23 protein-coding genes are annotated in these 26,186 nt (G+C 65.0%); 10 read left to right on the forward strand and 13 right to left on the reverse strand.

Going from position 1 to position 26,186, the window contains the following annotated elements:
• Positions 1–60 precede the first annotated feature (60 nt).
• A complete protein-coding gene (locus NL114_RS08305; RefSeq protein WP_254824324.1) occupies positions 61–2,265 on the forward strand; it encodes an argonaute/piwi family protein in 2,205 nt (734 codons plus the stop codon).
• On the opposite strand, the gene NL114_RS08310 is transcribed toward NL114_RS08305, so the two are convergent.
• The 4 genes from NL114_RS08310 to NL114_RS08325 form a co-directional block, all read right to left on the reverse strand.
• Positions 2,262–3,329 carry a hypothetical protein gene (locus NL114_RS08310; RefSeq protein WP_254824325.1) on the reverse strand — a complete coding sequence of 356 codons (1,068 nt, stop codon included), beginning with the start codon at positions 3,327–3,329 and terminating at the stop codon, positions 2,262–2,264. The two genes, NL114_RS08305 and NL114_RS08310, sit on opposite strands and share 4 nt — an antisense overlap.
• Positions 3,313–3,756 (reverse strand): hypothetical protein, encoded by a 444-nt coding sequence (locus NL114_RS08315; RefSeq protein WP_254824326.1) that lies wholly within the window; start codon positions 3,754–3,756, stop codon positions 3,313–3,315. The genes NL114_RS08310 and NL114_RS08315 overlap by 17 nt, the downstream gene beginning before the upstream one ends.
• Before the next feature lie 158 nt (positions 3,757–3,914).
• Complete coding sequence (locus NL114_RS08320) at positions 3,915–6,812, reverse strand: UvrD-helicase domain-containing protein (RefSeq protein ID WP_254824327.1); 2,898 nt, start codon at positions 6,810–6,812, stop codon at positions 3,915–3,917.
• A complete protein-coding gene (locus tag NL114_RS08325; protein WP_254824328.1) occupies positions 6,805–9,393 on the reverse strand; it encodes a PD-(D/E)XK nuclease family protein in 2,589 nt (862 codons plus the stop codon). The genes NL114_RS08320 and NL114_RS08325 overlap by 8 nt, the downstream gene beginning before the upstream one ends.
• Positions 9,394–9,593: 200 nt before the next feature.
• On the opposite strand from NL114_RS08325, the gene NL114_RS08330 reads away from it, so the two are divergent.
• The 3 genes from NL114_RS08330 (at position 9,594) to NL114_RS08340 (ending at position 12,169) form a co-directional block, all read left to right on the forward strand.
• On the forward strand, positions 9,594–10,529 hold the full coding sequence (locus NL114_RS08330; RefSeq protein ID WP_254824329.1) for an HNH endonuclease: 936 nt from the start codon (positions 9,594–9,596) through the stop codon (positions 10,527–10,529).
• A 512-nt stretch (positions 10,530–11,041) separates the two neighbouring features.
• Complete coding sequence (locus tag NL114_RS08335; protein WP_254824695.1) at positions 11,042–11,626, forward strand: DUF7437 domain-containing protein; 585 nt, start codon at positions 11,042–11,044, stop codon at positions 11,624–11,626.
• 12 nt (positions 11,627–11,638) lie between these two features.
• Positions 11,639–12,169: a PIN domain-containing protein gene (locus tag NL114_RS08340; RefSeq protein ID WP_254824330.1), complete on the forward strand. Its 531-nt coding sequence runs from the start codon at positions 11,639–11,641 to the stop codon at positions 12,167–12,169.
• Between the two features lie 23 nt (positions 12,170–12,192).
• Here NL114_RS08340 and NL114_RS08345 read toward each other — a convergent pair whose 3' ends face one another.
• Positions 12,193–13,578 carry a hypothetical protein gene (locus NL114_RS08345; RefSeq protein WP_254824331.1) on the reverse strand — a complete coding sequence of 462 codons (1,386 nt, stop codon included), beginning with the start codon at positions 13,576–13,578 and terminating at the stop codon, positions 12,193–12,195.
• A 409-nt stretch (positions 13,579–13,987) separates the two neighbouring features.
• Between NL114_RS08345 and NL114_RS08350 the strand changes: the two genes are divergently transcribed.
• The 3 genes from NL114_RS08350 to NL114_RS08360 all read left to right on the forward strand — a co-directional run bounded on the left by NL114_RS08350 (position 13,988) and on the right by NL114_RS08360 (position 16,514).
• The gene (locus NL114_RS08350) at positions 13,988–14,821 is read left to right on the forward strand and encodes a deoxyribonuclease IV (RefSeq protein ID WP_254824332.1); all 834 of its coding nucleotides are present in this window, start codon (positions 13,988–13,990) and stop codon (positions 14,819–14,821) included.
• Positions 14,822–14,907: 86 nt separating this feature from the next.
• Entirely contained in the window at positions 14,908–15,810 is a 903-nt protein-coding gene (locus NL114_RS08355) for a GAF domain-containing protein (protein ID WP_254824333.1), read from the forward strand.
• A complete protein-coding gene (locus tag NL114_RS08360; RefSeq protein ID WP_254824334.1) occupies positions 15,810–16,514 on the forward strand; it encodes a DUF7504 family protein in 705 nt (234 codons plus the stop codon). Before NL114_RS08355 ends, NL114_RS08360 begins: the two co-directional genes overlap by 1 nt.
• 15 nt (positions 16,515–16,529) lie before the next feature.
• On the opposite strand, the gene NL114_RS08365 is transcribed toward NL114_RS08360, so the two are convergent.
• The 4 genes from NL114_RS08365 to NL114_RS08380 form a co-directional block, all read right to left on the reverse strand.
• Entirely contained in the window at positions 16,530–18,041 is a 1,512-nt protein-coding gene (locus NL114_RS08365; protein ID WP_254824335.1) for a class I adenylate-forming enzyme family protein, read from the reverse strand.
• Positions 18,042–18,164: 123 nt separating this feature from the next.
• A complete protein-coding gene (locus tag NL114_RS21615) occupies positions 18,165–18,968 on the reverse strand; it encodes a helix-turn-helix transcriptional regulator (protein WP_286671103.1) in 804 nt (267 codons plus the stop codon).
• Positions 18,969–19,026: 58 nt separating this feature from the next.
• Positions 19,027–19,713 carry a DUF7095 family protein gene (locus tag NL114_RS08375; protein ID WP_254824336.1) on the reverse strand — a complete coding sequence of 229 codons (687 nt, stop codon included), beginning with the start codon at positions 19,711–19,713 and terminating at the stop codon, positions 19,027–19,029.
• Between the two features lie 65 nt (positions 19,714–19,778).
• Positions 19,779–20,276 carry a DUF4442 domain-containing protein gene (locus NL114_RS08380; RefSeq protein ID WP_254824337.1) on the reverse strand — a complete coding sequence of 166 codons (498 nt, stop codon included), beginning with the start codon at positions 20,274–20,276 and terminating at the stop codon, positions 19,779–19,781.
• A 114-nt stretch (positions 20,277–20,390) separates the two neighbouring features.
• On the opposite strand from NL114_RS08380, the gene NL114_RS08385 reads away from it, so the two are divergent.
• The 3 genes from NL114_RS08385 to NL114_RS08395 all read left to right on the forward strand — a co-directional run bounded on the left by NL114_RS08385 (position 20,391) and on the right by NL114_RS08395 (position 22,150).
• Positions 20,391–20,876, forward strand: coding sequence for a hypothetical protein (locus NL114_RS08385; protein WP_254824338.1), 486 nt, complete (start codon positions 20,391–20,393; stop codon positions 20,874–20,876).
• A 73-nt stretch (positions 20,877–20,949) separates the two neighbouring features.
• Positions 20,950–21,468 carry a CopG family ribbon-helix-helix protein gene (locus NL114_RS08390; RefSeq protein WP_350355406.1) on the forward strand — a complete coding sequence of 173 codons (519 nt, stop codon included), beginning with the start codon at positions 20,950–20,952 and terminating at the stop codon, positions 21,466–21,468.
• Complete coding sequence (locus NL114_RS08395; RefSeq protein WP_254824339.1) at positions 21,461–22,150, forward strand: cob(I)yrinic acid a,c-diamide adenosyltransferase; 690 nt, start codon at positions 21,461–21,463, stop codon at positions 22,148–22,150. Before NL114_RS08390 ends, NL114_RS08395 begins: the two co-directional genes overlap by 8 nt.
• 367 nt (positions 22,151–22,517) lie before the next feature.
• On the opposite strand, the gene NL114_RS08400 is transcribed toward NL114_RS08395, so the two are convergent.
• From NL114_RS08400 to NL114_RS08415, 4 genes are read right to left on the reverse strand one after another with little or no spacing between them, the layout of a single operon-like run.
• A complete protein-coding gene (locus tag NL114_RS08400; RefSeq protein WP_254824340.1) occupies positions 22,518–23,117 on the reverse strand; it encodes a hypothetical protein in 600 nt (199 codons plus the stop codon).
• A complete protein-coding gene (locus NL114_RS08405; protein ID WP_254824341.1) occupies positions 23,110–24,159 on the reverse strand; it encodes a signal peptidase I in 1,050 nt (349 codons plus the stop codon). Before NL114_RS08405 ends, NL114_RS08400 begins: the two co-directional genes overlap by 8 nt.
• Entirely contained in the window at positions 24,156–25,343 is a 1,188-nt protein-coding gene (locus NL114_RS08410) for a hypothetical protein (RefSeq protein WP_254824342.1), read from the reverse strand. The genes NL114_RS08405 and NL114_RS08410 overlap by 4 nt, the downstream gene beginning before the upstream one ends.
• On the reverse strand, positions 25,340–26,167 hold the full coding sequence (locus NL114_RS08415; protein ID WP_254824343.1) for a hypothetical protein: 828 nt from the start codon (positions 26,165–26,167) through the stop codon (positions 25,340–25,342). Before NL114_RS08415 ends, NL114_RS08410 begins: the two co-directional genes overlap by 4 nt.
• Positions 26,168–26,186 lie beyond the last annotated feature (19 nt).

Raw genomic sequence — 26,186 nt, forward strand, 5'->3', positions numbered from 1 at the left:
GAACTCACTCATACATTTTCACCCCGGAACTACTAATGTATAGCCCGCCCCCATACCGTTATGAGCGGGTTCCTCAGTTCATTCGCAATAAATCTCCCAGATATTCCTGCAAAAATCTATACGATTGGTGCTGAAATAGCAGGAGATCCCTATTCCCAGCTAAGCCACTTCGAGAATGTTCTTGAGAGCCAGACTGGGGGTGAGGCATACCGAGTTCGAGGTCCCGACGGAAACTGGTATCTCGCGGTCTTCGGCCAAGATCACGAACCGAAAAAAGTGGACGCGGGCGATAGTGTCACTCTTTCGCTGGAATATCGCACGGAGCTAAAACCTGAGAATCCCCGCCACCGAACCGCACTTGAGCAGGCTCTCCGTGATTCGCTTCGTGGCTTTTTCACCTCATATCAGGACTACTGGGAATATAATGACTATGCGAATTTCTATGACCCCGATCCAGTTGCACATATCGAGGGTCATCAAGTACTCCGAGGAATTCGCACGAGCATCGACTACCGTGAAGAGACGGGATTTATGCTGAGCCTTGATCCGACTCGCAAATTCATTCCTCGCGAGACACTCGCGGACCTGATTGACGAGTGTGGTGCCGGGTCGGTCGTTGAGCAATTCGGAGAGGGGAGACGGTACTTCTTTTTCGACCGTCCGGAACCCCAACCTGTTCGGCTTCATTCGGTAACTGAGTCGACGGTGTCGGAGCAAACGATGGAGATCGATGGAGAACCCATTTCGGTTCTGAAATTCGTCGATGACAACTATGGCAGTGACTATGCCGGAAAGATTGATCCCACCGAGCCGGTGGTCCAAATCAACTACTCAAGCGGAGGGCGAAGCTACGACGCTGCGCCCTCGCTCCTCCGACTAATTCCACAACAACAGGAGGCAATGACCAAGACCTCGACGCTTGAGCCAGAAGAGCGATGGTCAGAGGTTCAGGAATGGATGTCGTCGCTCCACTACCTCACCATCGGCAATGAAACGGCCGACATCGAAGATGACCCGATTCGACGGGGTCTGAGTACATTTGCCCTCCCACCTCTCGAATTCGGTGACGGCTCGGCAGTACTCGAAACAGGGACAGCAGACGACACGACCAGTAATAGCGATACGGTCACGAGTGGGGACTGGCGTGATTCCATCCGGAACTATCTCCGCGAGTTCGGCCCTCGAATTAAGCCCATGGACGAGCCCCGCGTCAGTGCTCTCCATACCGATTCCACTCGAGAGGAAGCCCTCGAAGCGCTCGGTCAGCTCGGGGAGTATCTCGAGGAATACTTTGACCTCCCCCTCCGGCAACCGATTGGTGGAACCAACTATCAGGATCGTGCTGAACTGGACTCATACTTGAGTGAGTACGGAGACGATATCGCAGGAGTCCTCGCGTACATGACGGATGAAAGCGCGTCACAATACCATGAATTAATCGACGCCGTAGGGGGCAAGCCGACCCAGCATCTTACACAAAACAACTACCTGTCGGAGCGGAACCGTCAGTTCAGTCAATCGCTCTTCCATACTGCTACCGACTTAGGGGCGAAATTAGGGGTCCGGCCGTTTCTTCTTGATGATGGGCTTTCGGCTGACGTCCTCATCGGAATGAGTGTGACCGGTAACCAGCGAACAACAGCCAGCTCGGTAGTCGTGTCCGGGGAGACGGGTAACGTAATCGATTGGACCGAACAACCCCATGGAAGAGGGAAGAGTAGCGTTGCAGATCATGATCTGGCCGAGCGGCTCGTTGGTGATGGGATCGCTGCTGCCGCTGGTAACCCCGATCTGGGATCAGTTGATACGATTGCGATCCACAAGAACGGGAGTTTTGGTAACGAGGAAGTGGCTGGCATTCGTGCGGCTATCGAGACGCTGCAGGAGGACGGATATCTCGAGTCCGATATATCATGGAGCGCGGTCGAGCTCCGGAGCAACACCGCCTATCGAATCTATAGTGATCGACGCGACCGCAGTTGTGACACCGGCTCGTACGCCAAGATTGACGAAAAGAAAGTGCTGCTAACGCCATCCGGTCGTCAGTTCACTTACCAGGGCACACCTCGTACGTTCGAGATCCGAGCGGAAGCAGGTACTGGCGATATGGATATTGTTCAGATCGGGAAAGATATCTTTGACCTCTCGTGTCTCGTCTGGTGGGCTCCCGGTTCGAAAATCAGTGACCCAATTACGATCCGTTATCCGAATAACATGAACGAGCTATTCGAGCACTGCCAACGCCTACAATACCTGCCGAGCTAATCCTCGTACCAGTAATAATTGGCTTCGAGTCGGTACTGCATCCCATCTGCTTCGTTTGGGTCTGTTCCGTTTCGTAGCTCAGTACAGAGCTGTTCCAACTCGTATTCAGCCGCGTTTCGTGCCGTGGTGACTGTCCCAGCTACCAGTTCGTCGTCCGCCCATTCATCGTAGTACGACGGCCTTGAGTCGCTAAGCCGGCTTAGGTGTCTCTCGTACTCTGTCCGAAGCGGTTCAAGTGGTTCTCGCAGTTCGGGTGAGAGCTGTTCGTCCACAAGGTCCAGTGTTGTCCGAATGCGAAGGGCGTCCGGAGGGTGGAGAGCGTTATCCCGTGGCGTTACATTGCGGGAGATACGGAACGGCTTCTGCTCAAAGAGATGATGGAGGAGAGCGAACGCGTAGGCCGGGCCGAATACGAAGAATCCGACGACATCGCAGAACAGCTCCTCGTACCACTGTAACCAGTTCTCATAGAAGTCACGTTTGCGGCCATCATCATCGATGCTCCGTCGAAGCTTTCCGAATCGGTCCGTGAAGCTCGGTGATTTTTGTGCCCGAAGCAAGAGGGGGTGAGCGACCTCATGTGCCAATATCGGTGCCTGTGGAAGCAGTTCCTCTCCTCTGGGAATGAAGACGATATGATACTCATCGCCGAAGAGTGGCAAAAGCGCGTACCCATCCCTCACAACTGGAAGACACGATATCTCAAGATTGAGTGCCTCCGTGATCTCAGTACAGATGTAATCCGCTAAGCAGACTCGTTCAGAGAAACGTTGCCGGTGGGTATCATGGAGTTCTAAATACGTGAGAGTCCGCTCAAGCTCTTCAATATGGCCCTGGACGGTATCCAGCTTTGCAATATATCGACTGTAGAGTCGTTGGTCATCTTCGCTCGCTCGAAAATTCTGCCGCCGATGCTCAATCTTGTCGATATCGTCTCCTATCGACTCGATCTTATGCTCAAGAACCGTCGATATCGGCCGATCACTGTATTTCTCCACCTCCCGTTGGAGGGCAACATAATGCTCCTCGAGAATGCTCTCCCGGTATTCAGGGATCCGAGGCACGATTGAAATCCATTTGGTCGATGTCTCTGTCAGTCGTTTCGGTGGCCTGCTCTTCAATCACTTCGAATACGGCAGAGACATCGTCCAACTCTTCCTGATATTCGAGTGTCTCGATTGCCCGGTTGAGTGAATCGATATGCCCATCAAGTCGTCTCAGAACGTATTTCGGGAGTTCTCCGTAATAGTTGCAGAGCGAACGGGCGATTGTGTACTCATAACTGTCTGCTGTTTCCGGAGTCTCGAGTGCTTGCCGGAGCTGCTTGAGAACGCTCCTTCCGGTAGTTAGATTCTCCCGTAGTTCCTCAGCCCGAATCTGAGAAACTGCCCCGTCACTCTGGAGAAGTGCTAGTGCATAGAGAGCCTCATCTGCCTGCTCTCCGAACCGACGGCTGACATCCTGCCGCCGCTTCGATCTCCAGAGGCTCATCCAGTAGAGTTACTGTGTCCAACATCAATCAGCTTTATCATCGTTCATATCGGCTACTGTGCGTCGGTAAGACGCCTCTACTGGCTGGAATACTATTTCGGCGGCATCGGATCAAACGGTTTCGTCACCCGAGCGGGTAATCAGTAAGAACCTGACTCTTAGCAGAGTGTCTCTTCTACGGCTTGTATCAGTTCTCTATTGGAGATTGGTTCGAGGGCTTTCAGCTTATTGTCGGCAGTATAGAACACCTGTGGGCATATCTCTCGCTCTGGGTAGACCGAGGTCAACACGTGATAGTACGCGCTCAATTGCTTCCGGTACTCGGACTCGGCGACCCGACTCAGATCGGTCTTGTAATCAATCACGTCGACACGCTCTGGCGTGATATGGAGCAGATCGATGATACCCGTGAGCGTCACCGCTGGGTCAGTATCGAGCGGGAGTAGAACCGTCTCTTCGGCCTTGGACTCGCCCTCGAGTCCGTCGATGAGCCGGACAACGTTCTCCTCATCCTCGTTCGACGGCTCCACCGCCTCCCCGAGAACATAGGCTTCCGCAAAGTCGTGGAGTTCGTTGCCGAACGCTGTCCCACGACCTCCCGTCCCCTCTTCATACACGCTGTCGTCCATGATATCGTGAACGCCGTGGCGTCGAGGTTGTCCATCCGAAGCGGGAATCTCGATCTCGAAGGCTGCTGTCGCTTCCGTCGTAGCCTGCTGCTCCGAAGGGGCTGGGTCGACCTCCGTGGCCTCCACCGACAACTCCGAAAAGAACAGACTCGGGTCTTCGCCAGCGGTGAACAGCAGATGCCGCTTGGCCCGGGTCATCGCGACGTACAGCAACCGCCGCTCCTCGTCATACTCCGACGGCAGGCAGGACGTGAGCAGGTCGTACGGCCAGTGTGTGAACACGTGCGGGTGCGAGCCCTCGTCGGTGAACACTCGCCGCTGCCGGAGTCCCAGCGGCTCCTGATACACGATCGGTGAAGACGGCGGCTGGCCGTAATGCGGGAACGCTCGGTAGTTCAGATTCCCCAGCAGGACGATCGGGTATTCGAGCCCCTTCGCGCCGTGGATGGTTTGTAGCGTCACGGCGTCCTGGCCGGGACTCGTGTCGATCTCCACCGTGCTCCCGTTCTCCAGATTGTCGGTGATGTAGGCGATCGCCTCACTGCGCGTCATGAGCGTGCCCTCGTACACGCCGGTTAGGTGGTCCAGCAGCGCGTCGGCGAACGCGTTCGAGAGGTCGTATCGGTCGAAGACGCGCTGGGCGAGCGCCCCGATGGTCTCTAACTCGAGGAGTTCGTCACGGAACGCAACCATCGCATCCGGATACGCTTCGTCCTCGAGAATGGACTCCGTCTGCCCGAAGGTGTAGCCAGCCCGTTCAAGCACAACAGCCCAGCCGCGGGTGTCGTCGGACTCGCAGATACGGAGCCACGCGAGCAGGAGCTTCGCCTCCGGCGTGTCGAACAACTCGACACCGCCCTCGTAGGCGATTGGCACGTTGTATTCGGCCGCCCGGTTGAGCAACTCGCGGGCGAAGTTCCGTTTCCGTGTGAACACCGCGATGTCGCTGTACGAGGGCGCACCGAGGCGCTTCTGTTCGGCGGCCCGCTGTTCCTCGGGCGACATGTCCTCGGTTGCGGCGGGGTCGTCACGCACCTCGACGGCATAGTCGTCGTTGCCGACGATCGTCTGGATCCGGTCGAGAATGAGGTCGTACTCGTCGGCGGCCTGGTAGGCCTCGATTCGTGCGTTGTCGACGTGGTTAGTCGCCTCGAGTGAGGCCTCGCCGGCCAGCGGGTCCTCGTTGAGGTCCTCCGAGTACGTCGCTCGGATGGAGAGACTCTGCTCGGCAAAATCAAGAATCGATGCCGAGGAGCGGTAGTTCTGCACCAGCGGGATCGACTCGATATCATCGACCGGGTAGTCGATTCGCTCGGTGTCGCTGTTCAGCTCGGCAGCATACTGGGAGAGTCGGCTCTCGAACTCGGTAATGTTCTCGACGCTGGTGTACTGGAAGCCGTAGATACTCTGCTTCCAGTCTCCGACGACGCAGATGTTGTTCGTCGACGCGAGCAACAGCGCGATCTTGAACTGGAGTTCGTTGGTGTCCTGGAACTCATCCACCATCACGTACTCGTGGCTCACTGCCGCCCGGACTCCGGGCTCCTCGCAGAGCATGACGAAGGCGAGTGCCAGCATCAGTCCCTGCGTGAGATAGTTCCGCGAAAGCGCGAAGGCGAGATACTCGATGTAGACATCGTGGAGGAACGCTCGGAGCGCCTCGCGATCCTCGTCGAAGGCGTCCAGCACCAGCGCCTCATTCACCTGTGGGTCATCATGGACCGCCGACCGGTCCGGGGCGCCGGGAGCGTACTCTGTCACATCCCAGCCCGCGACCGAGCCCCGAGCGTCGCTGTTGGTTGGGCCACGCGACCCCTCGCCGGGTGCGTTCGTCTCGGCCAGCGTCGCCTCGAACGCCGCTCGGTCCCCCGTGAGCGGTGCCGCGGTGTCTCGGTACCAGCCGTCCCGGGTCGGGATCACGCCTTTGGCTGCAAGCTGGCCGATCAGCGAGCGGAGCGTCGTCCGGTCCCGGAAGATGCGGAGCAGGTCGGCGTGTTCGGGATGCCGGTCAGCGAACCGGGACATGAACGTCCGGAAGTGCTGGCGCTCTTGGACCTGGTCCTCGATCAGATCCAGTCCATCCGGAATCTGGTCGCCGATGCCGAGCGCCTCCGGAATCGTGTGTCCGTACCGCCGGAGGAGCTGGTAGCAATACGAATGGAACGTGCTGATCGGTGCGTCCTGCAGCTCCCGGAGGTCATAATCGGTCTGCTGGACGATCCGGTCTTTCATTTCCGCTGCCGCGTTCCGAGTGAACGTCACCAGCAGGATCTCCTCGGGCGTCGCGTCGGTCGTCTCGAGGATTTCGGCATACCGTCGGGTGACGGCGAACGTCTTCCCGGTTCCGGCCCCGGCGTTGACGCGGTAGATCCCCTCAGTGCTGGTGATTAGCTCTTCTTGCTGCTCGTTCGGTGATGGCTCAGTCATCGGTGAGAATCAGGTCCCGTGTGTCCACTCGGTCCCAGTTCGGGCCGTCCTCGATCGCCCGGACGGGGAACGAATCGTTGCGGTATTCGTTGAGATTGGCCAGTTGCTCGTCGACGAACGTCTCGAACGCGTCGAGATCCGGCTTCAGGTAGTACGTTCCAACGACATCGTCCATGTCGTTGATCGCATCCCGGCAGCCGTTCTCGACGTAGGCGGTGTCCTTGACGTGCCGTTTCGTGTACTCGATGAACGCGGTGATGACGGCCTCGCGTTGCTCGGGGGCCTCGCCCTCCCGGGGCAGGTCGTGATCAAGGAAGAACTCCCGATAGGCGTCGTAGCCGAGCGGGTCGAGCGCTTTCACCCGGTCGTTGGAATCCGCGTAGTCGGTGACGGCCTCGTACACCTCGCGCCGCGCGACGAACTCGCTGAACGTGACGGGTAGATAGGTGATGGTCGTCACCAGCTCTCCGATGTCCGGAGCCTCGCCTCGGGCCATTCGGTCAGCGTGTTCGAGGACGTGGACGAAGTGAATCGAGAGCGGTTCGTCGGGCTCCTGTCTCCGATGCTGGAGGAGGTAGAGTGCGACCTGGAAGTTCGGGTCATCGTGAAGTGGGTCTATGGAGGCCCGGTCGCGCAGCTTCGACGCCGTCGACTGGCTCCCGGTCTTGTAGTCGACGAGGTCGGTCGGACTTCGGAGGAGGTCGACGAAGCCACGTATCCCCGCTTCAGGGGCCTCGAACCACCGCTCGGTGAGTTGTGATGCACAATCGAGGTCCAGCCGGTCGGCGAGTTCGTTCTCCTGTGAGCGATCAGCGTACGCCTCGTGGTCCGCTTCGACCGGCGGGTTCGCATCCAGGTATTCCATCGCCGTTTCGAGCGCGATCGCCAGCTGTGTTCGCTCGACCGGATGCCGGTCGTCGGTGGCGTACGCCCGAACCTGCTCCACCATCGCATCGACGACCGTCTCGAACTCCTCGCGAACCGTCTCCGGGTGAGTGACGTACAGCTCCGCGGCCTCGTGGACGACGGTCCCGCGAGCCATGTAGCTCGCCGTTGGGGTCTCCACCAGCCGCGTGAAGAACTCCTCACGGGGGCAGTTGGCGAGCCGCTTTAGCGTCGATTGGCTGAGTGCATCCACCTCCTCTGTTTCGCCATCCGCCCCAGGTGGCGCAACGAACGGTTGTCCGGGTGCCCCCCGTTCGACGCCGTAGTCATCGTAGCGCTCGTGGGGGAGATCGCTGAAGCGATCGAACGACTGCTCGAACAGCTGCCGGAAGTAGACACATGGCGTCACGTCCTCGCCGGCACGGGTATCCTGAACGAGATAATGCCGCTGGCGACCGTTCTGGAGGAGGATCTCGAACCGATCCAGATCCTGCTGGACGTACTCGGTGCTGTCGATCCAGGGCACGTCGGGCGGTGTCTTCGCCCAGCCCGCCCCGAGTCCGAGGTAGAACACGACCGGACGATCGATGTATGCTGTCGAGGCGGCGTCCGTCAGAAGCACGCCGTCTCGCTCTCTGTCGACCGGCACATCGAACGACTGGACGTAGTACGTGAGGCGGTCGAGCAGGTCTGATGTGACCGCCGTATCGAGGACATCCAGTCGGTCGCACTCGTCCCGGAGTGTGCCTAAGGTGACGCCAGCAAGCGCTTCGTAGGCCCGGATCGCGTCGCGGAGCGTGCCCGTGTGGACCGCCTCCTCGATCGTTGCGAGTTCGGGGAGGGTCGAGTCTTCGAGTGCATCGACGCGCTGCTCACCGAGCTTGCGAGGGACATCGACACCAAGGGGGGCGAGTAGTGGCTCGATATCACCGACGCGGAGATCGCTGCCGGTGAACACGGCTTGCAGTAGCCGGAGGAAGGTTCGAACGTCCGGGTCGTCGACGAAGCCGGGGCCGCCCTGGAACGGAATCTCTGCTGCGGCGAGCCCCGCCTCGACGAGCGGGCTGAAGACGGTCGACTCGTCCAGCACGACACCGACCGATTCGGCGGTGTCGGCCGACAGCTGCTCGATGAGCGCGTCGACGATCGCCGTCGCGGAGGGGAAGATATCGAATGTGGGGAGTGTCCCGGTAGCGCCGGTGAAGCGGTCAACGGTCTCGTAGTCAGCCGGCAGCAACGAGCGGTCCAGTTCGGACAGCGACGACTCGCCGATGACGGCTAGGTCGACTTCGTCATCGAGGCGGCTGTTCGCGAGTTTGTGGTAGCTACTGTCGGCCGTACGGAGCGTCTCGACAGCAGTCCGCATCGCTGGCGTGTCGAACTCGTCATGGTCGAGAATGGCGTCGATATTCCCGGTCCGGTCCCACGCCTGAAGCGTTCGGTCCAGTGCCCGATGGGCTTGCTTCCAGGTCAGATCCGTCTCAGTAATGAGAGTCCTGAACAGGTTCCGACGATCCATCGGGGTGAGCTGGTTCGAGGCGTGGCCGCGTGGGGTCGCACCCACGCGGCCGATCCTCGGCCGGTCGACACGCCGGTCGAGGGCAAGTGCGAGCGGCGGGTCGGACGTCAGGGCGAGATCGGTGTCGCGAATCGCTCGGTGGAGGTCATCGATCGACGCGGCCTCACGGAGTGTCACAGTCCACCAACTGGGAACGGGCGCTTGAAACTACGGATCGGGTGGACTATCGCCCGGGGCGGCGCTTCTTAGCTGAAAATGCGGGTGCTCGTTCGGTCTCGTCGGGGAAACGATCATGTCGCGCCCGTGGGAGTGTCGTGAGCATGTCGCCGGAACGGCTCCGCAGCATCGTTCCGATGTTCGGCGGGGGGACGAGCTACGTGGAGACGCTTGATGCGATTCTCGAATTCGTCGACGAGCACCAGCCGACAACGGACGAACTGGTCGGGTGGCACCGCGGAACCTTCGCGCGTGTCTCGAGTCGTGACTCGATTCTCCGACGGGTCGACTATCTGGAAGATGTCGGGTTCATTCGACGTGCTGGAGACTACTGGCAACTCGGTCCAGAAGGGGAAGCGTACCTCTCGGAGCAGACGACCTTGACGCTGCTCGAGATCATGGTTCGTCGGAACGTCGGCCTCCGGAGTCTCCTCTACGCACTGTCCGCGGGCCCGATGACGATTGACGAGGTCAGCCACCAGCAGCTCGATACGCATCCGGAACTCGGCTGGAATCCGGCGAATCCCGATATGGCCAAACAGCGGACGAACTGGCTCCGGAGCCTTGGTCTCGTCGAGAAGGATGGCGACCTGTACGCTCTTACTGACGAGGGACACCAGTTCATCGACCGGGCTGTGGAGCAATGGGCTGGAACCGCGGAGACCTCCGTTTCGAGCACTGGTGACGGGTTGACTGCTGCCACGTACGAGACGACGGTCGTCGCGCGGTCAGTTGATCCGGAGTTCCGAGCGACGGTGCTCTCGCGACACGATGGAACGTGCCCGGTTTCACACGTGGATCATCCGGCCCTGCTGGATGTTGCGCACGTCCTCCCGTGGAGCGAGTATCCGGACCATCGAGCGGACCTTGGCAACGTCCTTCCGCTGAGCAAGACCCACCATGCGGCGTTCGATCGGGAGCTGTTCACGATCGATGCGGACTACCGGCTTCGAGTGAATCCGGAGTTCGACACACAGAGCGATATCCTCCAGCGGACGATTATCGAGCAAGCGGGAGAGCAGATATCATTCGATACGGGGCCTGAGCCAGCGTATCTTCAGAAGCACAATCAAGCGTTGGCGTGGCTTGCGGACTGATTCGAAGATAACTGGCCTTCTGCCGATACAACGGGTTAGCTTCAAACCAACCGTCTCGAGCATCAGATCCTACGTGATCTCTACAGGTCACGGCTGGATCTGAGTATCAACCGACTCAGGGCCCATACTGCGCTTCAATCTGGTCGGAGGTCGGTTCTCGATGCATGCAGGTCGAACACCAGCGGAGCGGCAATTCGCCGAATCCCTCAGCGAACACCTTCGGCGGCTTCTCACCGGCGGGGTTGAACCGAACGTCTGTGAGCTGCGCTAAGTGAGCACAGTCGATATGGGTATGGACGACTGGAGCATCGTCCAGCGTGCTGGAAGTCACAGGGCCGTGGACACCCGGAACCGAGGTCGGGCCCCGCTCCCCCAAACGCGGTCGGGATTCCTCCGCCTTCAGGCGGAGGAGGATGTCAAAAAATTGTAGACCGGGAGAGGACACGGAGGATTCTGACTGCAAGGCCCCCAAGCGTTATTACTCAATACACGAATTATGAATTATGAATTATATGTCGAAAGTCGCTGGAGACCCCGAGCGGGCTATCAACGGCCTCCTGTCAGTCGCCCAACTTCTCGAAGAGCCGCGGCTGGCACGACTGTACACGTTCATCCTCCGCGAGGGCGAGATCACCATCGACGACATCGTTGACGCACTGGAGATGCCGCGGACGACCGCGTACTCGGACACAGGTACCCTCGTCGAACTCGGAGTGCTGACACGGGACGAGGAGCAGAAGACGCACACGTATTCCGCGGTTCCGATCACTCTCACTGCCAACCTCGACGGCGACGAATACACGGTCACGCCGACCCTCATCGAGGCATTCGGCCGCTCGCCCCACGACCAGGATCTCGATCTCCTGCTCGAAAAGCACGGCCTGGGAAAACTTGCGGCCGCACTCACGTACGCGATCCCCTATGCTGAAGGCGAGATGTCGGAGCGGGTAGCTGCCCGGGAACTCGATCTCCAGCACGCCTTCGCTATCGCGGTCTTGCAGGCCCTCCGGGAGGTCGTCCTCGACATGAAGTCAGTCGATCCGTACTTTGAGGACATTCAGAGTGCCCGCGAGCAACCACCCGAGACAGAGGATTAACGAGTAGCACCGATGAGCGAGCCCTTCGATCTACTGCAGGAGGACGTCGTCTGGGTCGCGGATACCGGGCTGTTCGTCGCCTGTGGCCGCCAGCAGAACAACAAGTACACCGCGTTGGAGCGGTTCGCCCGACGGAACGACATCACGTTCGTGATCCCGGAGCGCGTATACGACGAACTCGGTGGTGCTCCGGATCGGAGTACACCCGGCCAGACCCCGATCAATAGTGCGATCAATGCAGGGTGGGTGACGGTCGCTGACGAACCGGACTACACGAACAGTACCGTGTCGCAGGTGATGGACGATGTACGGACCTTCATCGCGCGGTCGTCGAACCGGCGGGAGGATCAGATTGAGAAAGCAGATACCGCGCTTGCAGCAGTTACGGCAGAACGCCTCGACACGGGTGACGCAGCATTCGCGTGCATCGTGACAACCGATATCGACGCTGGTGAGGGTATCGTCTCTGCACTCTCACGAAATGAGTTCGACGCTCGCGTTCAGTTCAAAAATGGATTCGAGTTGATCGAGGAGATTACCTGATGCAGAGTAATCCCGACGGCGGATTACTCCTCTCTACCCTCTTGGAGCAGGTCCTCCGTGGCCCAGTCCGGAATCTTCCCATGTCGGGTGACACTCTCGGTGATGGCCGTCCCGATCGCGGCTGCACCGTGCCGGGTCCGCGGCGGGTCGCCCGGATGCGCCGGACGGGTCGTCCCTTCAGCATGCGGCTTCCCGCTGAGTCGCCCGGCGTTCCCAGTAGAGACCCAGCAGCGAGGCGCCGAATCGATCGCGTGGGCCTGTTCACGATCGATGGCCTGTTCCATCGCATCGCTGTCCCCATCCGGTAGCGGCGTCGTCCCCGGCGCTGTGGGGTCGATGAACTGCACTCGTGCATCGACCGCTCCCGTAACCGGCATTCTGAGACGGCGCGGCAACTCCCCCGTTTCCGGGCCGGAGAGAATCGGAACGAGCGCGGCGTCGGCGGCGCCCCTGATGAGTTCCGGAAGCAGGCGGTCGTCGCCCGGACTGCAGTCGGTCACCCGGTCCAGGACCAGTGGCATCTGGTTGGTCCAGTCGGAGGGCCGCTGTTGGGCGCCTTCCCACAGCCGCCGGACGACTGTCAGGATGAGCAGGTAGGTCCCGATGGTATCGATCGAGTTCCGTCCGTAGGCGCTTGGCTTCGGCAACGAACCAGTGACGAGGATGATGTCCTCAGTCGGTACTGTGTCCTCGATCGGATAGGTCGAGGCGCCATTCAGGGGGTTGCTGGGGAACGAATCCAGCGGATCGCCGAGACAGAAGGTCAGGGTCCGGAGGACATCCGCATCCAGTTCCACCGCATGTTCGAGGTGGAATCGCGCCCCGGGCGCCAGCTGCTCGGTCAGTGTGTCGACCCTTTCCGAGTCCGAGTGGGCAGCCCACAGCGCTTCCCGAAGCTCTCGGCCTGTCAGGCCATCGTGACGGATGGCCAGCGGCAACAGTGTTGCCAGAGCCCGCGCAGCGTTCCAATCAACGTCGCGACCGGCTTTGCAGGCGGCCAGCCAGTCCGCACACCGACCCGCGACCGGATCCGTGAGCAGCTCGTCCGCATCGATATCGGGTGCCGCTCCAGCGAACGGGTCGACACCGACCCGTCGGACCGGCGGGACATCCAGGCTGTCGGGTTGGCGGCTCCGCCGGAAATCGATCCAGACGACATCGTCAAGCCGGTGCTCCGGGAGGCGGGCAAGCAGCTCCCGCGGAGCCGGGCCACGCGGATGGACGTAACAGAACCCGTGCCCGCGTTCGGCCCACTGCACACACCAGTCGTGGAGGAGTGCGGTCTGGCGCTCCGGGTGATTGCCGCCAAGGTAACAGCCACTCGAGAGAGCGTCTTCCGAGAGCGAGATTTCCGTATCGGGCTCGTTCGGATGGGTTCCAACGGTCACGGACAGCGTGTGCGTGGCCATCACCGGGGCGTTGCTCTGCCATCCGGTATGAACGTACGGAGATTCCTGCGCGGCGGCCGTCGATACGAACCTTTCAGGTGATGCTTTCAGGCAGATGAGGTGGAGGCTTGTCACCGGCTCGATGCGCTGGTGGTGATCAATAAACGACGATGCTGGGCCCTGATCCCCGGGGGGGACCTCTGTCGGGACAACCGTGTGCCATCTTCCATGCCCTCCCTACGTGTCGACTGATGGTCGCGACTTGGGAGCCGTGGAGGCGTTCCTCGACGACGCGGCGCGGGTCAAGCAGATGCGGGCGGAGGCCCGGGCGGAGCCGAGCGCCACGATGAGGAGTGGGACCTGACCGACGAGTTCGCGATCGAGGCATGGAATCGGAAGGCACTACCTCGGCCCGGGCGGACAGGCGGCCATGCTCAGAGTCGGCGCGCACACCTCCATCGCGGGTGGCGTCCAGAACGCGGTCGAGGAGCAACTGGAGTACGACGGCAACTGCGGGCAGATATTCAGCCACTCCCCACAGGTGTGGGCGGACCCGTCCATCGACGAGGACGACGCCGCGGCGTTCCGTGACCTCACCGCCGAACACGATGTCAGACCGTGGGTCATCCACTCCTCGTACCTCGTCAACCTCTGTACGCCCAAGGACGACCTCCACGAGAAATCCGTCGCCTCGATGCAGACGGAACTCGATGTCGCCGACCGCCTCGACATCGACTACGTCAACGTCCACCTCGGCGCGCACACCGGCGCGGGCGTCGAGGGCGGGCTGGAGAACGCCGTCGAGTCCCTCGACGAACTCGACGTGCCCGACGGCGTGACGGTGCTGGTCGAGTCCGATGCCGGCTCCGGGACGAAACTCGGCGGCCGGTTCGACCACCTCGCGTACGTCTGCGACGAGTCCCGCCACGACCTCGAGGTCTGTCTGGACACCGCGCACATGTTCGCCGCGGGCTACGACATCTCCACGCCCGCGGGCGTCGACGAGACGTTCGCCGAGTTCGCCGACACGGTGGGCCTGGACCGCCTCGCCTGCGTCCACCTCAACGACTCCAAACACGAATGCGGGACGAACAAGGACGAACACGCCCACATCGGCGAGGGCCACATCGGGGAGGACGGGATGTCCGCGTTCGTCAACCACGACGCCGTCGGTGACGTGCCGCTCGTGCTGGAGACGCCGACCGAGGACGGGCGGAGCTTCGCCTGGAACATCGAGAAGGTCCGGGAACTCGCCGCCGAGTGAGCGCCCGGGGCCGCTGCGCTCCGTCGAGCCACCGTTCCCCCCGAGTGTTTATGCCGGGTGCGGAGCGAGTACGCACATCCACCGGTATGAGCGAGGCAACCGTCCTCTGTGTCGACCCCGACGACGGCCCTGACGGGCCACGGGCCCGACTGGCCGCCGAGTCGGAGCTCTCCGTCGTCTGGAGCGACTCGGTCGCAGCAGCACGACAGCAGTTGCAGGAGACCGACATCGACTGTCTGGTCACCGAGTACGACCTCCCGGACGGCACCGGCCTCGACCTCGTCAGGTACGTCCGCGACCGGGCCCAGGACATCGGGTGTATCCTCTACACCGCCGCCGACCGGGAGACGGTGACCGAGGGGCTCGAGGCGCCGCTCGTCGTCGAGTACCTCCACCGCGAGGGGCCCGCCGCGGCCGACCGGCTGGCGGCGCTCGTCACCGTGACCGCCCAGCGGCGCACCCAGACGGCCTACCCGCTTCCCGTCGACGAGTCCGCGCGGCTGGCCACGCTGACGGGGCTGGACCTCGGCTCCGACGCGCTCGCCGCGGCGCTCGACCGCGTCACCGAGCTCGCCGTCCGGCATTTCGACCTCGACCGGGCGTCGGTCAACATCGTCGCGGAGTCCACACAGGAGGTGCTCGCCTGTACCGGTCCCGACCTGCCCTCGATGCCGCGCGAGCAGTCCATCTGCACGTACGCCATCCTCGACGAGGGGGTCACCGTCGTCGAGGATACGGCGGCGGACCCGCGCTTCACCGACAACGAGACGCTCGCCGCGCACGACATCCGGTTCTACGCCGGCGCCCCGCTCCGGACCGACGCGGGGCTCCCGGTCGGCACGCTCTGTGTCTACGACGCCGAACCGCGGACGTTCTCCGACGAGGAGGCGGGGTACCTGCAGCTCCTCGCGGCGTCGGCGGTCGAGTGGTTCGAGGTGTACGGTCGGCTGGCGGGCCACGAGGCCGCCGCGGCCGGGGGTGACCGGTGATGCCCCAGGGCTCCGAGGCCTTCCGCTACGAGTTCCAGCCCGGCATCCCTCTGGAGGCGGCCACGCCGGGCACGAACCTGCTGGTCAGCAGCCCGTCGGGGACGCTCGCTCGCGAGTTCGCGCTCGACCTCCTCACCGCGGAGTCGAGCGCCGAGTCGCTCCTCCTCGTCGCCGCCGACCTCGGGGGGCGCGGCCTGCTCGAACGGCTCGACCGCCCCACGCGGTCGGTCGACCGGTCGCGGCTCGGCATCGTCGACTGCACGGGCCCGGGCGACCGGGACGAGGAGCGGTTCACCACCCACGCCGAGCCCATCTCGAACCCGGGCGACCTGACGGGTATCGAGGTGGAGTTCTCCGTCCTCTACGAGAAGATCGCGGCGACGGCCGACAACGTCCGAATCGGGCTCCTGTCGCTGTCGTCGCTGCTGGCGCACGCCTCGCTCCGGGAGGTGTCCCGTTTCGTCCACATGCTGACCGGCCGCATCATCGCGACCGACGACCTCGGCGTCTTCGCCATCGACGCCTCGCTCGCGGACGACCGGACCGTCGAGACGCTGAGCCACTTCTGCGACCGCCACGTCCGGGTCCGGACCGCCGACGGGGGCGTCGAACTCCGTGTCGATGAACGGATGGCCGAGCCGGGCGCGTGGACCCCCCTCGAACACGCTGTCGGCGGCGAGGACTGGGACGTGGCAAGCGAGTAACGCGTCCCCGGTCCGCTACTCCCCGTACTCGTCCCGCAGCGCGACCTTGTCGAGTTTCATGGTCGCCGTCTGCGGCAGCGGCTCGTCGCGGACGTGGACCTCGCGGGGGACCTTGTAGTCGGCCAGCGCGCCCCGGCAGACGTCCTGCACCTCGTCGGCGGTCACGTCCCCGCGGACGATGGCGGTGACCTGCTGGCCCAGGCGCTCGTGGGGCGTGCCCACGACGGCGGCCTCCTGCACGCCGTCGAGTTCGTAGATGACGTCCTCGATTTCGCGGGGATAGACGTTCTCCCCGCCGGAGATGAACATGTCGTCGATGCGGTCGTCGAGGAACAGGTGGCCGTCCGCGTCGACGTGGCCGACGTCGCCCGAGCGGAGCCACTCCGTGCCCTCCCGCTCCAAGAACACCTCGTCGTTCTTCTCCGGCAGGTTCCAGTAGCCCTTCATGACGACGTCACCGTGCCAGAGCAACTCGCCCTTCTCGCCCTGCGGGACTTCCCCGCCGGTCTCGGGGTCCTCGATGCGGACCTCGGCCCACTCCTCGGCGACGGTGCCGATGCTGCCCGCCTTGTAGACGTCCTGTCCGGGCGTGTTGCCCGCGGCGCCCAGCGTCGTCTCGGTCATCCCGTACCCCTCGTAGAGGTCACAGCCCAGCGCGGCCTCGGCCTCCTCGATACGCTCGGCCGGCATCGGCGAGCCGCCGACGTTGAGCGACTCGAACGCCGACAGGTCGTACCCCTCGGTGCCGTGCTCCAGCAGGTCCAGCACCATCGTCGGGATGAGCATCGTGTAGGTCACGTCGCGGTCGGCCATCGTCCGGAGTGCGAGTTCCGGGTCCCACTCCGGCAGGAAGTGGTTCTGTGCGCCGTGGACCAGCGACGGCGTCGTCGTCGCGTTCAGTCCGGAGGCGTGGAAGCACGGGGCGACGGTCAGGAACGAGGTGTCCGGCCCGTACTCCATCAGTGCCCGCCCCCCGCGGGCGTTCGCGGCGAGGTTGCCGTGCGTGTGCTGGACCCCCTTCGGCCGGCCAGTGGTGCCGCTGGTGTAGAGAATCTCTGCGACCTCGGAGTCCAGCCGGGGCTCGATTTCGAACTCCTTCGCGGCGTCCGCGACGAGGCCGCCGTACGGGGTGGTGCCCTCGGGTACGTCGTCGCCGACGACCACCAGTTCGGCGTCGAGTGGCTTCTCCGCGAACGCTGGAGCAGCCTCACCCAGCACGACGATGGCCTCGGGGTCGGCGTCGGTGACGACGTGGGCGATCTCGGACTGTCCGAACCGGAGGTTGATGGGCACCGGAATCGCCCCCAGCTTCATCGCGCCGAGGTAGCTCGTGAGGAACGTCGTCAGGTTCGGCAGGAACAGCGCGATGCGGTCGCCCGGCTCGACGCCCAGTCCCGCCAGGCCGTTCGCCACCGCGCTCGTCTCGGCATCCAGTTCCCCGTAGCTCATCTCCCGTTTCGGGTCGGTGATGGCGAGTTCCGCCGGCCGGTCGGCGGCCTGGAACTCGACGTAGTTCGCGAAGTTCATCGGAATCCGGGGTGCATCCCCGGATGGGTGTGCGGGTGCGTGTCACTTGTTTATTATCGGTGAAATGACACTAGCCTCGTATGCGTCACACGGCGTGTATCTCGACACGGCGTGTGCCGGGGGTCACTCCGGGAAGTCCGCGGGCGTCAGCCGGGTGGCGTCCTCGCGGTGGGACTCGTAGGTGTCCAGCACCCACTCGCGAACCGGCTCCGCGCGGGATTCGACGCCCGCCCGGAGGTTGCCCGCGTCGTCGTAGGCCGATATCGTGGCCACGTCGTCGAACGCCGCGACCGACACCTGGAACTCTGTCTCGTCCGCGGCGAGGTACATCTCCGCGCCGGCCTCCAGTTCCTCGCGGACCAGTCGCCGCGTCTCGGCGCGCTCCGTGACCGTCTCGTAGTACCGCTGGGAGACGACGGCACTGAACGCCAGGCCGTTCTCGGTTATCTCCTCGTGGAACGGCTCGGCGACGACCGTCGTCCCCGTCGCGGCCGGCGCGACACCGACGAACCGGTCGGCACCGCGGAGCAGTTCCTTCCACCGGTCGACGGCCCGCAGCGGGTCGAACCGGTCCGGGTCCGACACCCGCGCGTCGGTCAGCAGGCGGAGGTCGAACGGGAACTCCTCGACCGGGAGCAGGTCCCGGACGGGCCCCAGCCGGCAGGCCAGGTCCATCGAGTCGTGGAGGCGGGCGTAGTCCTCGGCCACCAGCTCGCCGATGCGGGTCCGGCGGTAGCCGTCGTCGGTCTCGACGACCCAGCCACGCTCCTCGAAGTCCTCCAGCACGCGCCCCACCGTCACGTCCGACACGCCGGTCTCGGCCACCAGTTCGCGCTCCGTGTACGGCCCCCCCGCGAGGCACTCCAGCACGTCGACGCGGTTCTCGGACCGCGTCAGGAAGCTGACCGCCTCGAACGCGTCCACCATACCGATACCACGGGGGCGACGGGAGTAAAATCCGACGACGGGTCGGCCACCGAGCGAGTCAGACCACGTCGCCACGCACCGTCTGCCCGTCGCGCTCGCGCCGGTGCGCGCGCAGTTCCGCGGCCGCGGTCTCGGCCTCTTCGGAGTCCATCTCCAGCATCTCCAGCGCCTTCGACAGCGTCGGGAAGACGAACTCGCCTTCCCGGAGTTTCCGGAACGCCTCGTCGCTCCGGACGCCGCCGTCCTCCCCCTGGACCCACAGACACGCGGCCCGCGGGTCGAGCAACTGGGTGTAATCTTCACGCGCGCGGGCCCCCCGCAGCCGCTGTGTGACGTTGTTCTCGAAGCCCGTGTTGCACACCTCGAGGTGGACGGGCTCGTCGCCGTCGCCGAACAGGTGCGCCGCGAGGCACTTCTCGGGGGCGGCGTGGCCGTTCGCGTTCGCGCGGAGGTTATCGGGGTGCTCGTCGGCCCACGCCGCCGAGACGGTCTTGCCGACCCCCTGCACGCCGTGGGACTTCCGGAACTCCTCGTCGCGCTCGGGGGCGTCCTTGAACAGCAGGTCCTTCGTCAGGTACACCTCCAGGCGCTCGACCGGGTCGACCCCGAGGACGAGGTCGCCGGTCACCCACACCTCCCGCACGGGGACGGGCATCCGCTCGGATTCGATGGTATCGACCAGCTCGGCGAGGCGGTCGACGGCAGCCTCGCGGGACCAGCCGTCGCCGGCCGCGTCGTCAGTCATGTGGGTCGGTAGCCACCCGAGCCACAAGTCTCGCTCGGCTCCCGGCTGGCGCACCGGCCCCGCGTTCACTCGTCCCGGCGCACGTACAGCGTCTTCTCCACCTCGGCGTGGACCACGCCCTCCTCGTCCACCAGCTCGACCTCGTAGACGCGGTCGGTCGACTCGCCGGGGGCGAGTTCCTCGCGGATGGCGTCGGTCTCGGCCTCGGACAACTCGAACTTCGCGTGGAGGGTGGACTCGCCGGGCTTCCGGAAGCGGATCTCGGCGGACTTGTCCCAGACGGTGAACTCGTCGCCGAGGGTACGAATCAACATCAGCATGTAGATGGGGTCGACGGCGGCGTACATCGAGCCGCCGAAGATGGTGCCGACGTAGTTGCGCGTCCACAGCGACCGCGGGACGGCGACGTGGACCTCGCGCCAGTCGCGGCTGATGTACTTCACGCGGCCGCCGCCGAGGCGGTACGCGGGGAAGAAGTTGAACAGTCGTCGCTCCAGCCGCGTCCGGAGGGATTCGTCGCGTTCGCCGGGGAACGGGCCGGCGTGCTCGCCCGTGGATGCCATCGCTACGCTGCTCGGCGAGCGGCCCGGAAAGCCCTGCCGGACGCCGCCTCGGTGGGCCGTGTGTGTCGAGGGCGGGTGTCAAGGGTTATACCCCGCGCGCCGCCACCGGTGGACATGGTAGACCCGCGCGTCCGGACGGCGCTGGAACTCCTGTTCGGCTACAACCGGGGGCGGAGCGGCATCTACCTCGCGTACGCCGCTATCGTCGCGGCGCTCGCGTTCGTCGTCGTCGCTTCCGTCTGGGGTGGCCTCGCCGTGTTCGACTTCGAGCGGTTCCGCACCGTCGGGCAACCGCTCCTGCTCGGCATCTGTGGGCTGGCCGCGCTGCTGGCGGGGCTCCACGGCTACGCCAACGACGGTGTCGTCATCGGGGCGACGGTCGCGATCGGCCCGCTTGCCGGCCTCCTCGCGTGGGGAGCGGTCGCGTACAACCTGTCTCTCCCCACGCCGACCGCGGGACAGGCGGGGTTCGACCGCCTCGCCATCCTGGGGTTCATCGTCGGCGTCCTCCTGGCGCTGGTCGGTACGCTGGTCGGCCGGCTGACCAGTTCGGACCCGGCGCGCAACGTCCGCGAGGAGACGCCACTCGAGGTCGACTGACCCGTCCCGGCGCCGCGCTCGCCCGCCATCACTACACGAATCCTTAATATCGGAACGCCCCGGGATTACTAACATGACCGTCGTGAGCATCTCGATGCCCGAGTCCCTCGTGAACCGGCTGGACGAGTTCGCGGAGGAACACGGCTACACCGGTCGGAGCGAGGTCGTCAGGGAGGGCGCCCGGAACCTGCTGAGCGAGTTCGAGAACAAGCGGCTGGAGGGCCGGGACCTGCTCGGCGTCGTCACCGTCGTCTTCAACTACGAGACCTCCAACGCCGAGGAGCGGATGATGCAGCTGCGCCACGCCCACGAGGACCTCGTCACCTCCAACGTCCACAACCACGTCGGCGACCACTACTGCATGGAGCTGTTCATCGTCGAGGGGTCGCTGGAGGAGATCTCCGGCTTCGTCGGCAAGGTCCGCGCGACCCAGGACACCCTCAGCGTCGACTACTCCGTCCTGCCCGTCGACGACTTCGACGGCGTGCTGGAGGAGGCGATGGCGGCCGCCGAGGGCGGCGACGGTGACGGCCACTCCCACGACGACGGCCCCGCACACGGCGACGGCCACTCCCACGACGACGATGACTGAGGACGCGAGCCCCGAGGATACCCGCGCGAACACGCCCGGTCGCGGCGTCCGGCCCGAGGCCCGGGATATCGAGCCCGCCGCGCCCGACGAGTTCGGCCTCGTGCAGGTCTGGTGGGGCGACGGGAAGGGGAAGACCACGGCCGCGTTCGGGATGGCGATGCGCGCGGTCGGGCACGGCTACCGGGTCCACGTCCTGCAGTTCATGAAGGGCGGCGCGGATTCGGTGGAGGACGTTCGCGGCGAGTACAACGCCATCGCCGCGCTCCCCGGGTTCAGCTACGAGAATCTCGGCCACTACGGCTGGCACGCGATGCCCGACGGGAGCGAGGAGCGCGACCACTCTGCCGAGGCCGACGCGGGGATGGACCGCGCTCGCGACCTCGTCGCGGCGGCAGCCGACGCGAACCTGTCGACGCCGTTCGACCCGGACGCCGATGCCGACGAGGGGATGCACATGCTCGTGCTGGACGAGGTGCTCTACGCGGCCGAGCGCGACCTGGTCGCCCCGGCTGACGTGGTGGAACTGGTCGAGTCCAAGCCCGACGACCTCGAACTCGTCCTGACCGGCGGGCACGCCCCGCCGGAGTTCCTCGGCGACGCCGCCGACCTCGTGAGCGAGGTCCGCAAGCACCGCCACCCCATCGACGCCGGGCAGCGAGCGCGGAAGGGAACCGAGTACTGACCCGGCTGCGGGCCGGGCCGACGGGCGCGTCCGCCCGCAGGCACCGGGTTGGAGGGGAGGCATACGGCGGTCCGGGTCCGTCGTGCGTCTGACGAATCGCCGGTCAGTGTGACCACCGTCTGACGGCCGACGAACGGTATGACACAAAGCCTATTACGGAGACAGCGCCCGGGTCAGATGGAGGATGTGGGAGTCACACGCTCCGCTCCCCGACCGCCGCGGTCGGTAACGCGGACACACGCACACACACTCCCTTTCGCTCGCTCGCGCGACCCGCCCCATGGCGGGCGCGGGCGACACTCGTCGGGATACCACATGTAGCGACGGCCTCGTCGCAGCAGAAGCGTACCGACCGCCAGCCACGGCGTCAGCCCGACGTGTCGGTCACGGTGGGTGTCTCACCGCTCGATGTCGGTGTCGGTGCGGGCTCTGGTTCCGGTGTCGGTGCGGGCTCTGGTTCCGGTGTCGGTGCGGGCTCTGGTTCCGGTGTCGGTGCGGGCTCTGGTTCCGGTGTCGGTGCGGGCTCTGGTTCCGGTGTCGGTGCGGGCTCTGGTTCCGGTGTCGGTGCGGGCTCTGGTTCCGGTGTCGGTGCGGGCTCTGGTTCCGGTGTCGGCGTCGGTGTCGAGGTCGGCGTCGGCTCCATCCCGGAATCCTGCTCGACCGGCTCCGTGCCCTCGGTCGTGCCCACCTCTGGGTCGTCCGTGGCGTTGCTCTCGTCCGGCTCGTCGGTTCCCGTGGCGCGCGCCGATACGCCGCCGTTACTGTTCCCGTTGCCGTTCCCGTTGCCGTTCCCGTTGCTGTTCTCCTTCCCGTTCTCGTTCGGCGGGACATCGGCGCTCACCGTGACGCTCACCGTCTCCGTGTCGCTCAGGGTGGCGAGGGTGGCACCGCCACCGACCGCCGCCGTGAGCAGGAAGGTGACCATCAGCAGGGTCGCCATCGCGCGCCGGGTTCGTATCTCAATCATCTGCGGACTCCTGTCCCCGCTCGGGTCCCGGGCGCGACGGGGGCGCGCTCGCACCGCCGGGGCGGTCGGTCTGTCGTTCGGGCTCACGGGGGCCGCCCCCGTCAGGGGTACGGGCGGCACGCGCCGCCAGCAGCCAGGTCACGGCGAGCAACAGCAGGGCCATCACGGCCCCCGCCAGCACCATCGCGGACTCGACGCGGATCTCGTTGTACAGCATCCAGCCGCTGTAGGCCGCCAGCACCACGAGGACCCCGAAGGTGAGTCCGAGGTCCAGCGTCTTCACGCCGTAGACGGGCTGGGACCCGCCACCGCTGGCGGACCCCTGGCCGGCGTCGGCGGTCGTCGTCCGCCGGGGTTCCGGCGTGGTCCGTCCGGGTTCCGGCGCGGTGGCGGTCGTCGCCTGCGACGTTGCCGAAGCCCGAGGCGTCGGTTTCCGTGGCTCGTCGGCCGTGTCGACCACGTCCGTCGCCGCCACGCCACGCCGGATGGCGGGCCGCGGGGCGGTCGGCGCCTTCCGGCGGCGCCGGGACGCCACGTAGCGCCACAGCTCCGAGACCACCAGCAGGCCGATGGGGACGACCACCAGCGACACGATGCCGATGGGGGTGTTGGCGAACTGGACCACGTACCCGATGTACGGGATGACCAGCACGACCTCCCCGACCACACTGGCCGGGCGGACGAGCGCGGGGTCGGGGTCCTCGTTGGCGTCACCCATCGTCCGGAAGGCGACCCCCTGCTCGTCGGTCACGCGCTCGACGACCCGGTGGGTCGTCGGGATGCCGCCCCCGCGCTGGTACGTGATGACGTCGCCCTTGCGGATGCTCGCGGCCGGGCCAGCGGCGACGATGACCGCGTCGCCGGCGGACATGTACGGCTCCATCGACCCCGAGAGGACGACGTAGCTCCGGTCGGCGCCGACCAGCTGCGGGACGCCGAACGCGGCGAACGGGGCCACCACCGCCAGCACGACAACGAGCACCAGCGCGCTCACGAGTGCGCGGTTCGCGCGGTGGACCGCGCGTTCTCCCTCGGCGGTCATCGTCCGCCCTCCGGGGCGTACAGCAGTCCTGCCGTGGCGTTGCCGTCGAGGTCGTCCCCGTCGTACACCGTCGTTCCGGAGCCACCCTTGATCACGACCGTGCAGAGGTCCGGTCCCGCGGTACCGTCGTCGTTCAGGAGTTCGAACGCCACGGCCGTCGTCTCCGTGCCGCCGTCCTTCGTCGCGGTCGCCGTGATACGGATGTCGTAGCCGGTATCGGTACACGGACCGGACGCCGGCAGGTCATCGGGGAGGCTGTAGCGTCCCGGGCGGACGAAGCTGTCACCGATGTCCGGGTCGTTGGCCGGATCGCCGTCGCCAGGCGCCACGAGGGGGGCGCACTGGTCGACCAGCCGGCTGTCGAGCTCCAGCTTGCCGAGCGGCTTGCAGACTCCCTCGACCTCGGTCCAGACCTCGATGTAGCTGATGCCCTTGTAGTCGGGCTCCTCCTCGGGCGGTTCGTCACAGAGTCGTCCGGGACTCCCGGCGAACGGGTTCTCCTCGCCCGTGTGGTTGCGACACTGGGTCGCGACGAAGTCGATGTCGACCTGCGCGGTCCCCTCCCCCTCGAAGTCGCTCGCGAGGTGGTAGTCGAGCCGGAGGCAGACCGTGTCGTCCAGGCAGGCCTGGTTCCCGGGCGTGCGGTTCGGTCGCGAACGGCCGTCGAGGGCGAAGCCCTCGCGGAACGTCTCGACGAACTCGCGGAGCGAGCCCCAGGAGAACACGACCGCACCCACGTCTCCGGTTGCGCAGTCGACGTACCTCAGCGTCACCTGGAGGTCGTCGACGAGGCCGCCCGACGTGTCGATACACGAGGGACGGAACCAGGGGTACGCCGGGTTGTTGGGCGCCGCGTCGTTCCCCGTGTCCGGGAGAACGAGCCGCAGGTCGGCGTGGCCGCCGTTCTCGCTGCCGGGCTCCAGCTCGCCCAGATCGAGCGAGACCGTGCTGCCGTCGGTGAACTGCTCGTTGCCACCGTTCACGGAGTGGGCGATGCCGAGGTCGACGATGCCGGCCACGAACCGCCCGTCGAGGCGCTCGCGGTCGAACAGGCTGGCGCCGGTCGAGACGCCGACGAAGCCGCCGGTCGCGCCGACGGCCGTCATGGCCGCGAGTAGCTGTCGCCGGCTCAGGCCGGCGACCGCGCGCTCATCCGAGAGGCCCGCACGCGGGTCCTGGTTCATTGGGACCCTCCGACGAACGGGTTCTCGGCGCCACAGGACTGCCCGTGGAACCGCAGGTCGAAGCCCGCGCTGTCGCCCTGGATGTGGTTCCCCGTCTCCCCGGGGAGCTCCCAGCGGAAGCCCACGCAGCGTGCGCTCCCCTGTGGGAGACACTCGACGACCAGTTCGCCGTCGGCGAGGGGGTCGGTCGAGCTCACGGCCGCCAGGGAATCGTTCGCGAGGCTGGTCTCGGACAGGGAATCGTAGTCCCCGTCACAGCCGGTCATGAAGCCGCCGTCCTTCCAGACGCGGATCTCGACCTCGTCGGCCAGCTCGCCGGAGTCGGCGTCGCCGCTTCCGGGGCCGAGCGGGTCGTCCTCGCCCGGGTCGAGGGATTCGGGCTCGTTGACGCCGTTCTCGGCGTTCCCGGTCAGTCCGATCTGGAGCCAGACGTCGACGCCCTCGTCGTCGATGTCGAGGGGCTGGGCCTCGAGTCCGACCACCACCACGCCCGAGTCACCCGGGAGGACGTTCGGCAGGCTGATGACCGGGCCGGGGTCGTTCACGTAGGTCGGCTCGCTCGCGGGGTCGAAGACCGTGGTCCGGTCGGTCTCGCCGGAGCTGTTCGTGCTCTCGACGAACGTCCGGGTGCCGTCGGTCGTGTAGGTCTCGTACCACGCGACGCGGAGGCGCCGCTCGTCGGTGTCGCCGGGCGCAGCATAGGTGTACCGCGCGTAGGGCGGGTCACGGGCCGTCGCGCGGGCCAGTCCCGCGCCGGCGAGCCCGGTGCCCACGCCGGCGACACCGGCTGCGGCGAGCAGTTGGCGTCGGGTTAAGTGTGTCATGCTGTGTGATGTCCCCGCG

Source organism: Haloglomus halophilum, from assembly GCF_024298885.1.
Classification (GTDB): Archaea; Halobacteriota; Halobacteria; order Halobacteriales; family Haloarculaceae; genus Haloglomus; species Haloglomus halophilum.

Bases quoted from the DNA above. Each gene is read 5' to 3' on its own strand.
- NL114_RS08305 (WP_254824324.1), top strand. From the start codon at position 61: ATGAGCGGGTTCCTCAGTTCATTCGCAATAAATCTCCCAGATATTCCT.
- NL114_RS08315 (WP_254824326.1), bottom strand. From the start codon at position 3,756: ATGAGCCTCTGGAGATCGAAGCGGCGGCAGGATGTCAGCCGTCGGTTC.
- NL114_RS08320 (WP_254824327.1), bottom strand. From the start codon at position 6,812: ATGACTGAGCCATCACCGAACGAGCAGCAAGAAGAGCTAATCACCAGC.
- NL114_RS08335 (WP_254824695.1), top strand. From the start codon at position 11,042: ATGTCGAAAGTCGCTGGAGACCCCGAGCGGGCTATCAACGGCCTCCTG.
- NL114_RS08340 (WP_254824330.1), top strand. From the start codon at position 11,639: ATGAGCGAGCCCTTCGATCTACTGCAGGAGGACGTCGTCTGGGTCGCG.
- NL114_RS08345 (WP_254824331.1), bottom strand. From the start codon at position 13,578: ATGGCCACGCACACGCTGTCCGTGACCGTTGGAACCCATCCGAACGAG.
- NL114_RS08350 (WP_254824332.1), top strand. From the start codon at position 13,988: ATGCTCAGAGTCGGCGCGCACACCTCCATCGCGGGTGGCGTCCAGAAC.
- NL114_RS08355 (WP_254824333.1), top strand. From the start codon at position 14,908: ATGAGCGAGGCAACCGTCCTCTGTGTCGACCCCGACGACGGCCCTGAC.
- NL114_RS08360 (WP_254824334.1), top strand. From the start codon at position 15,810: ATGCCCCAGGGCTCCGAGGCCTTCCGCTACGAGTTCCAGCCCGGCATC.
- NL114_RS08365 (WP_254824335.1), bottom strand. From the start codon at position 18,041: ATGAACTTCGCGAACTACGTCGAGTTCCAGGCCGCCGACCGGCCGGCG.
- NL114_RS21615 (WP_286671103.1), bottom strand. From the start codon at position 18,968: ATGGTGGACGCGTTCGAGGCGGTCAGCTTCCTGACGCGGTCCGAGAAC.
- NL114_RS08375 (WP_254824336.1), bottom strand. From the start codon at position 19,713: ATGACTGACGACGCGGCCGGCGACGGCTGGTCCCGCGAGGCTGCCGTC.
- NL114_RS08380 (WP_254824337.1), bottom strand. From the start codon at position 20,276: ATGGCATCCACGGGCGAGCACGCCGGCCCGTTCCCCGGCGAACGCGAC.
- NL114_RS08385 (WP_254824338.1), top strand. From the start codon at position 20,391: ATGGTAGACCCGCGCGTCCGGACGGCGCTGGAACTCCTGTTCGGCTAC.
- NL114_RS08390 (WP_350355406.1), top strand. From the start codon at position 20,950: ATGACCGTCGTGAGCATCTCGATGCCCGAGTCCCTCGTGAACCGGCTG.
- NL114_RS08395 (WP_254824339.1), top strand. From the start codon at position 21,461: ATGACTGAGGACGCGAGCCCCGAGGATACCCGCGCGAACACGCCCGGT.
- NL114_RS08400 (WP_254824340.1), bottom strand. From the start codon at position 23,117: ATGATTGAGATACGAACCCGGCGCGCGATGGCGACCCTGCTGATGGTC.
- NL114_RS08405 (WP_254824341.1), bottom strand. From the start codon at position 24,159: ATGACCGCCGAGGGAGAACGCGCGGTCCACCGCGCGAACCGCGCACTC.
- NL114_RS08410 (WP_254824342.1), bottom strand. From the start codon at position 25,343: ATGAACCAGGACCCGCGTGCGGGCCTCTCGGATGAGCGCGCGGTCGCC.
- NL114_RS08415 (WP_254824343.1), bottom strand. From the start codon at position 26,167: ATGACACACTTAACCCGACGCCAACTGCTCGCCGCAGCCGGTGTCGCC.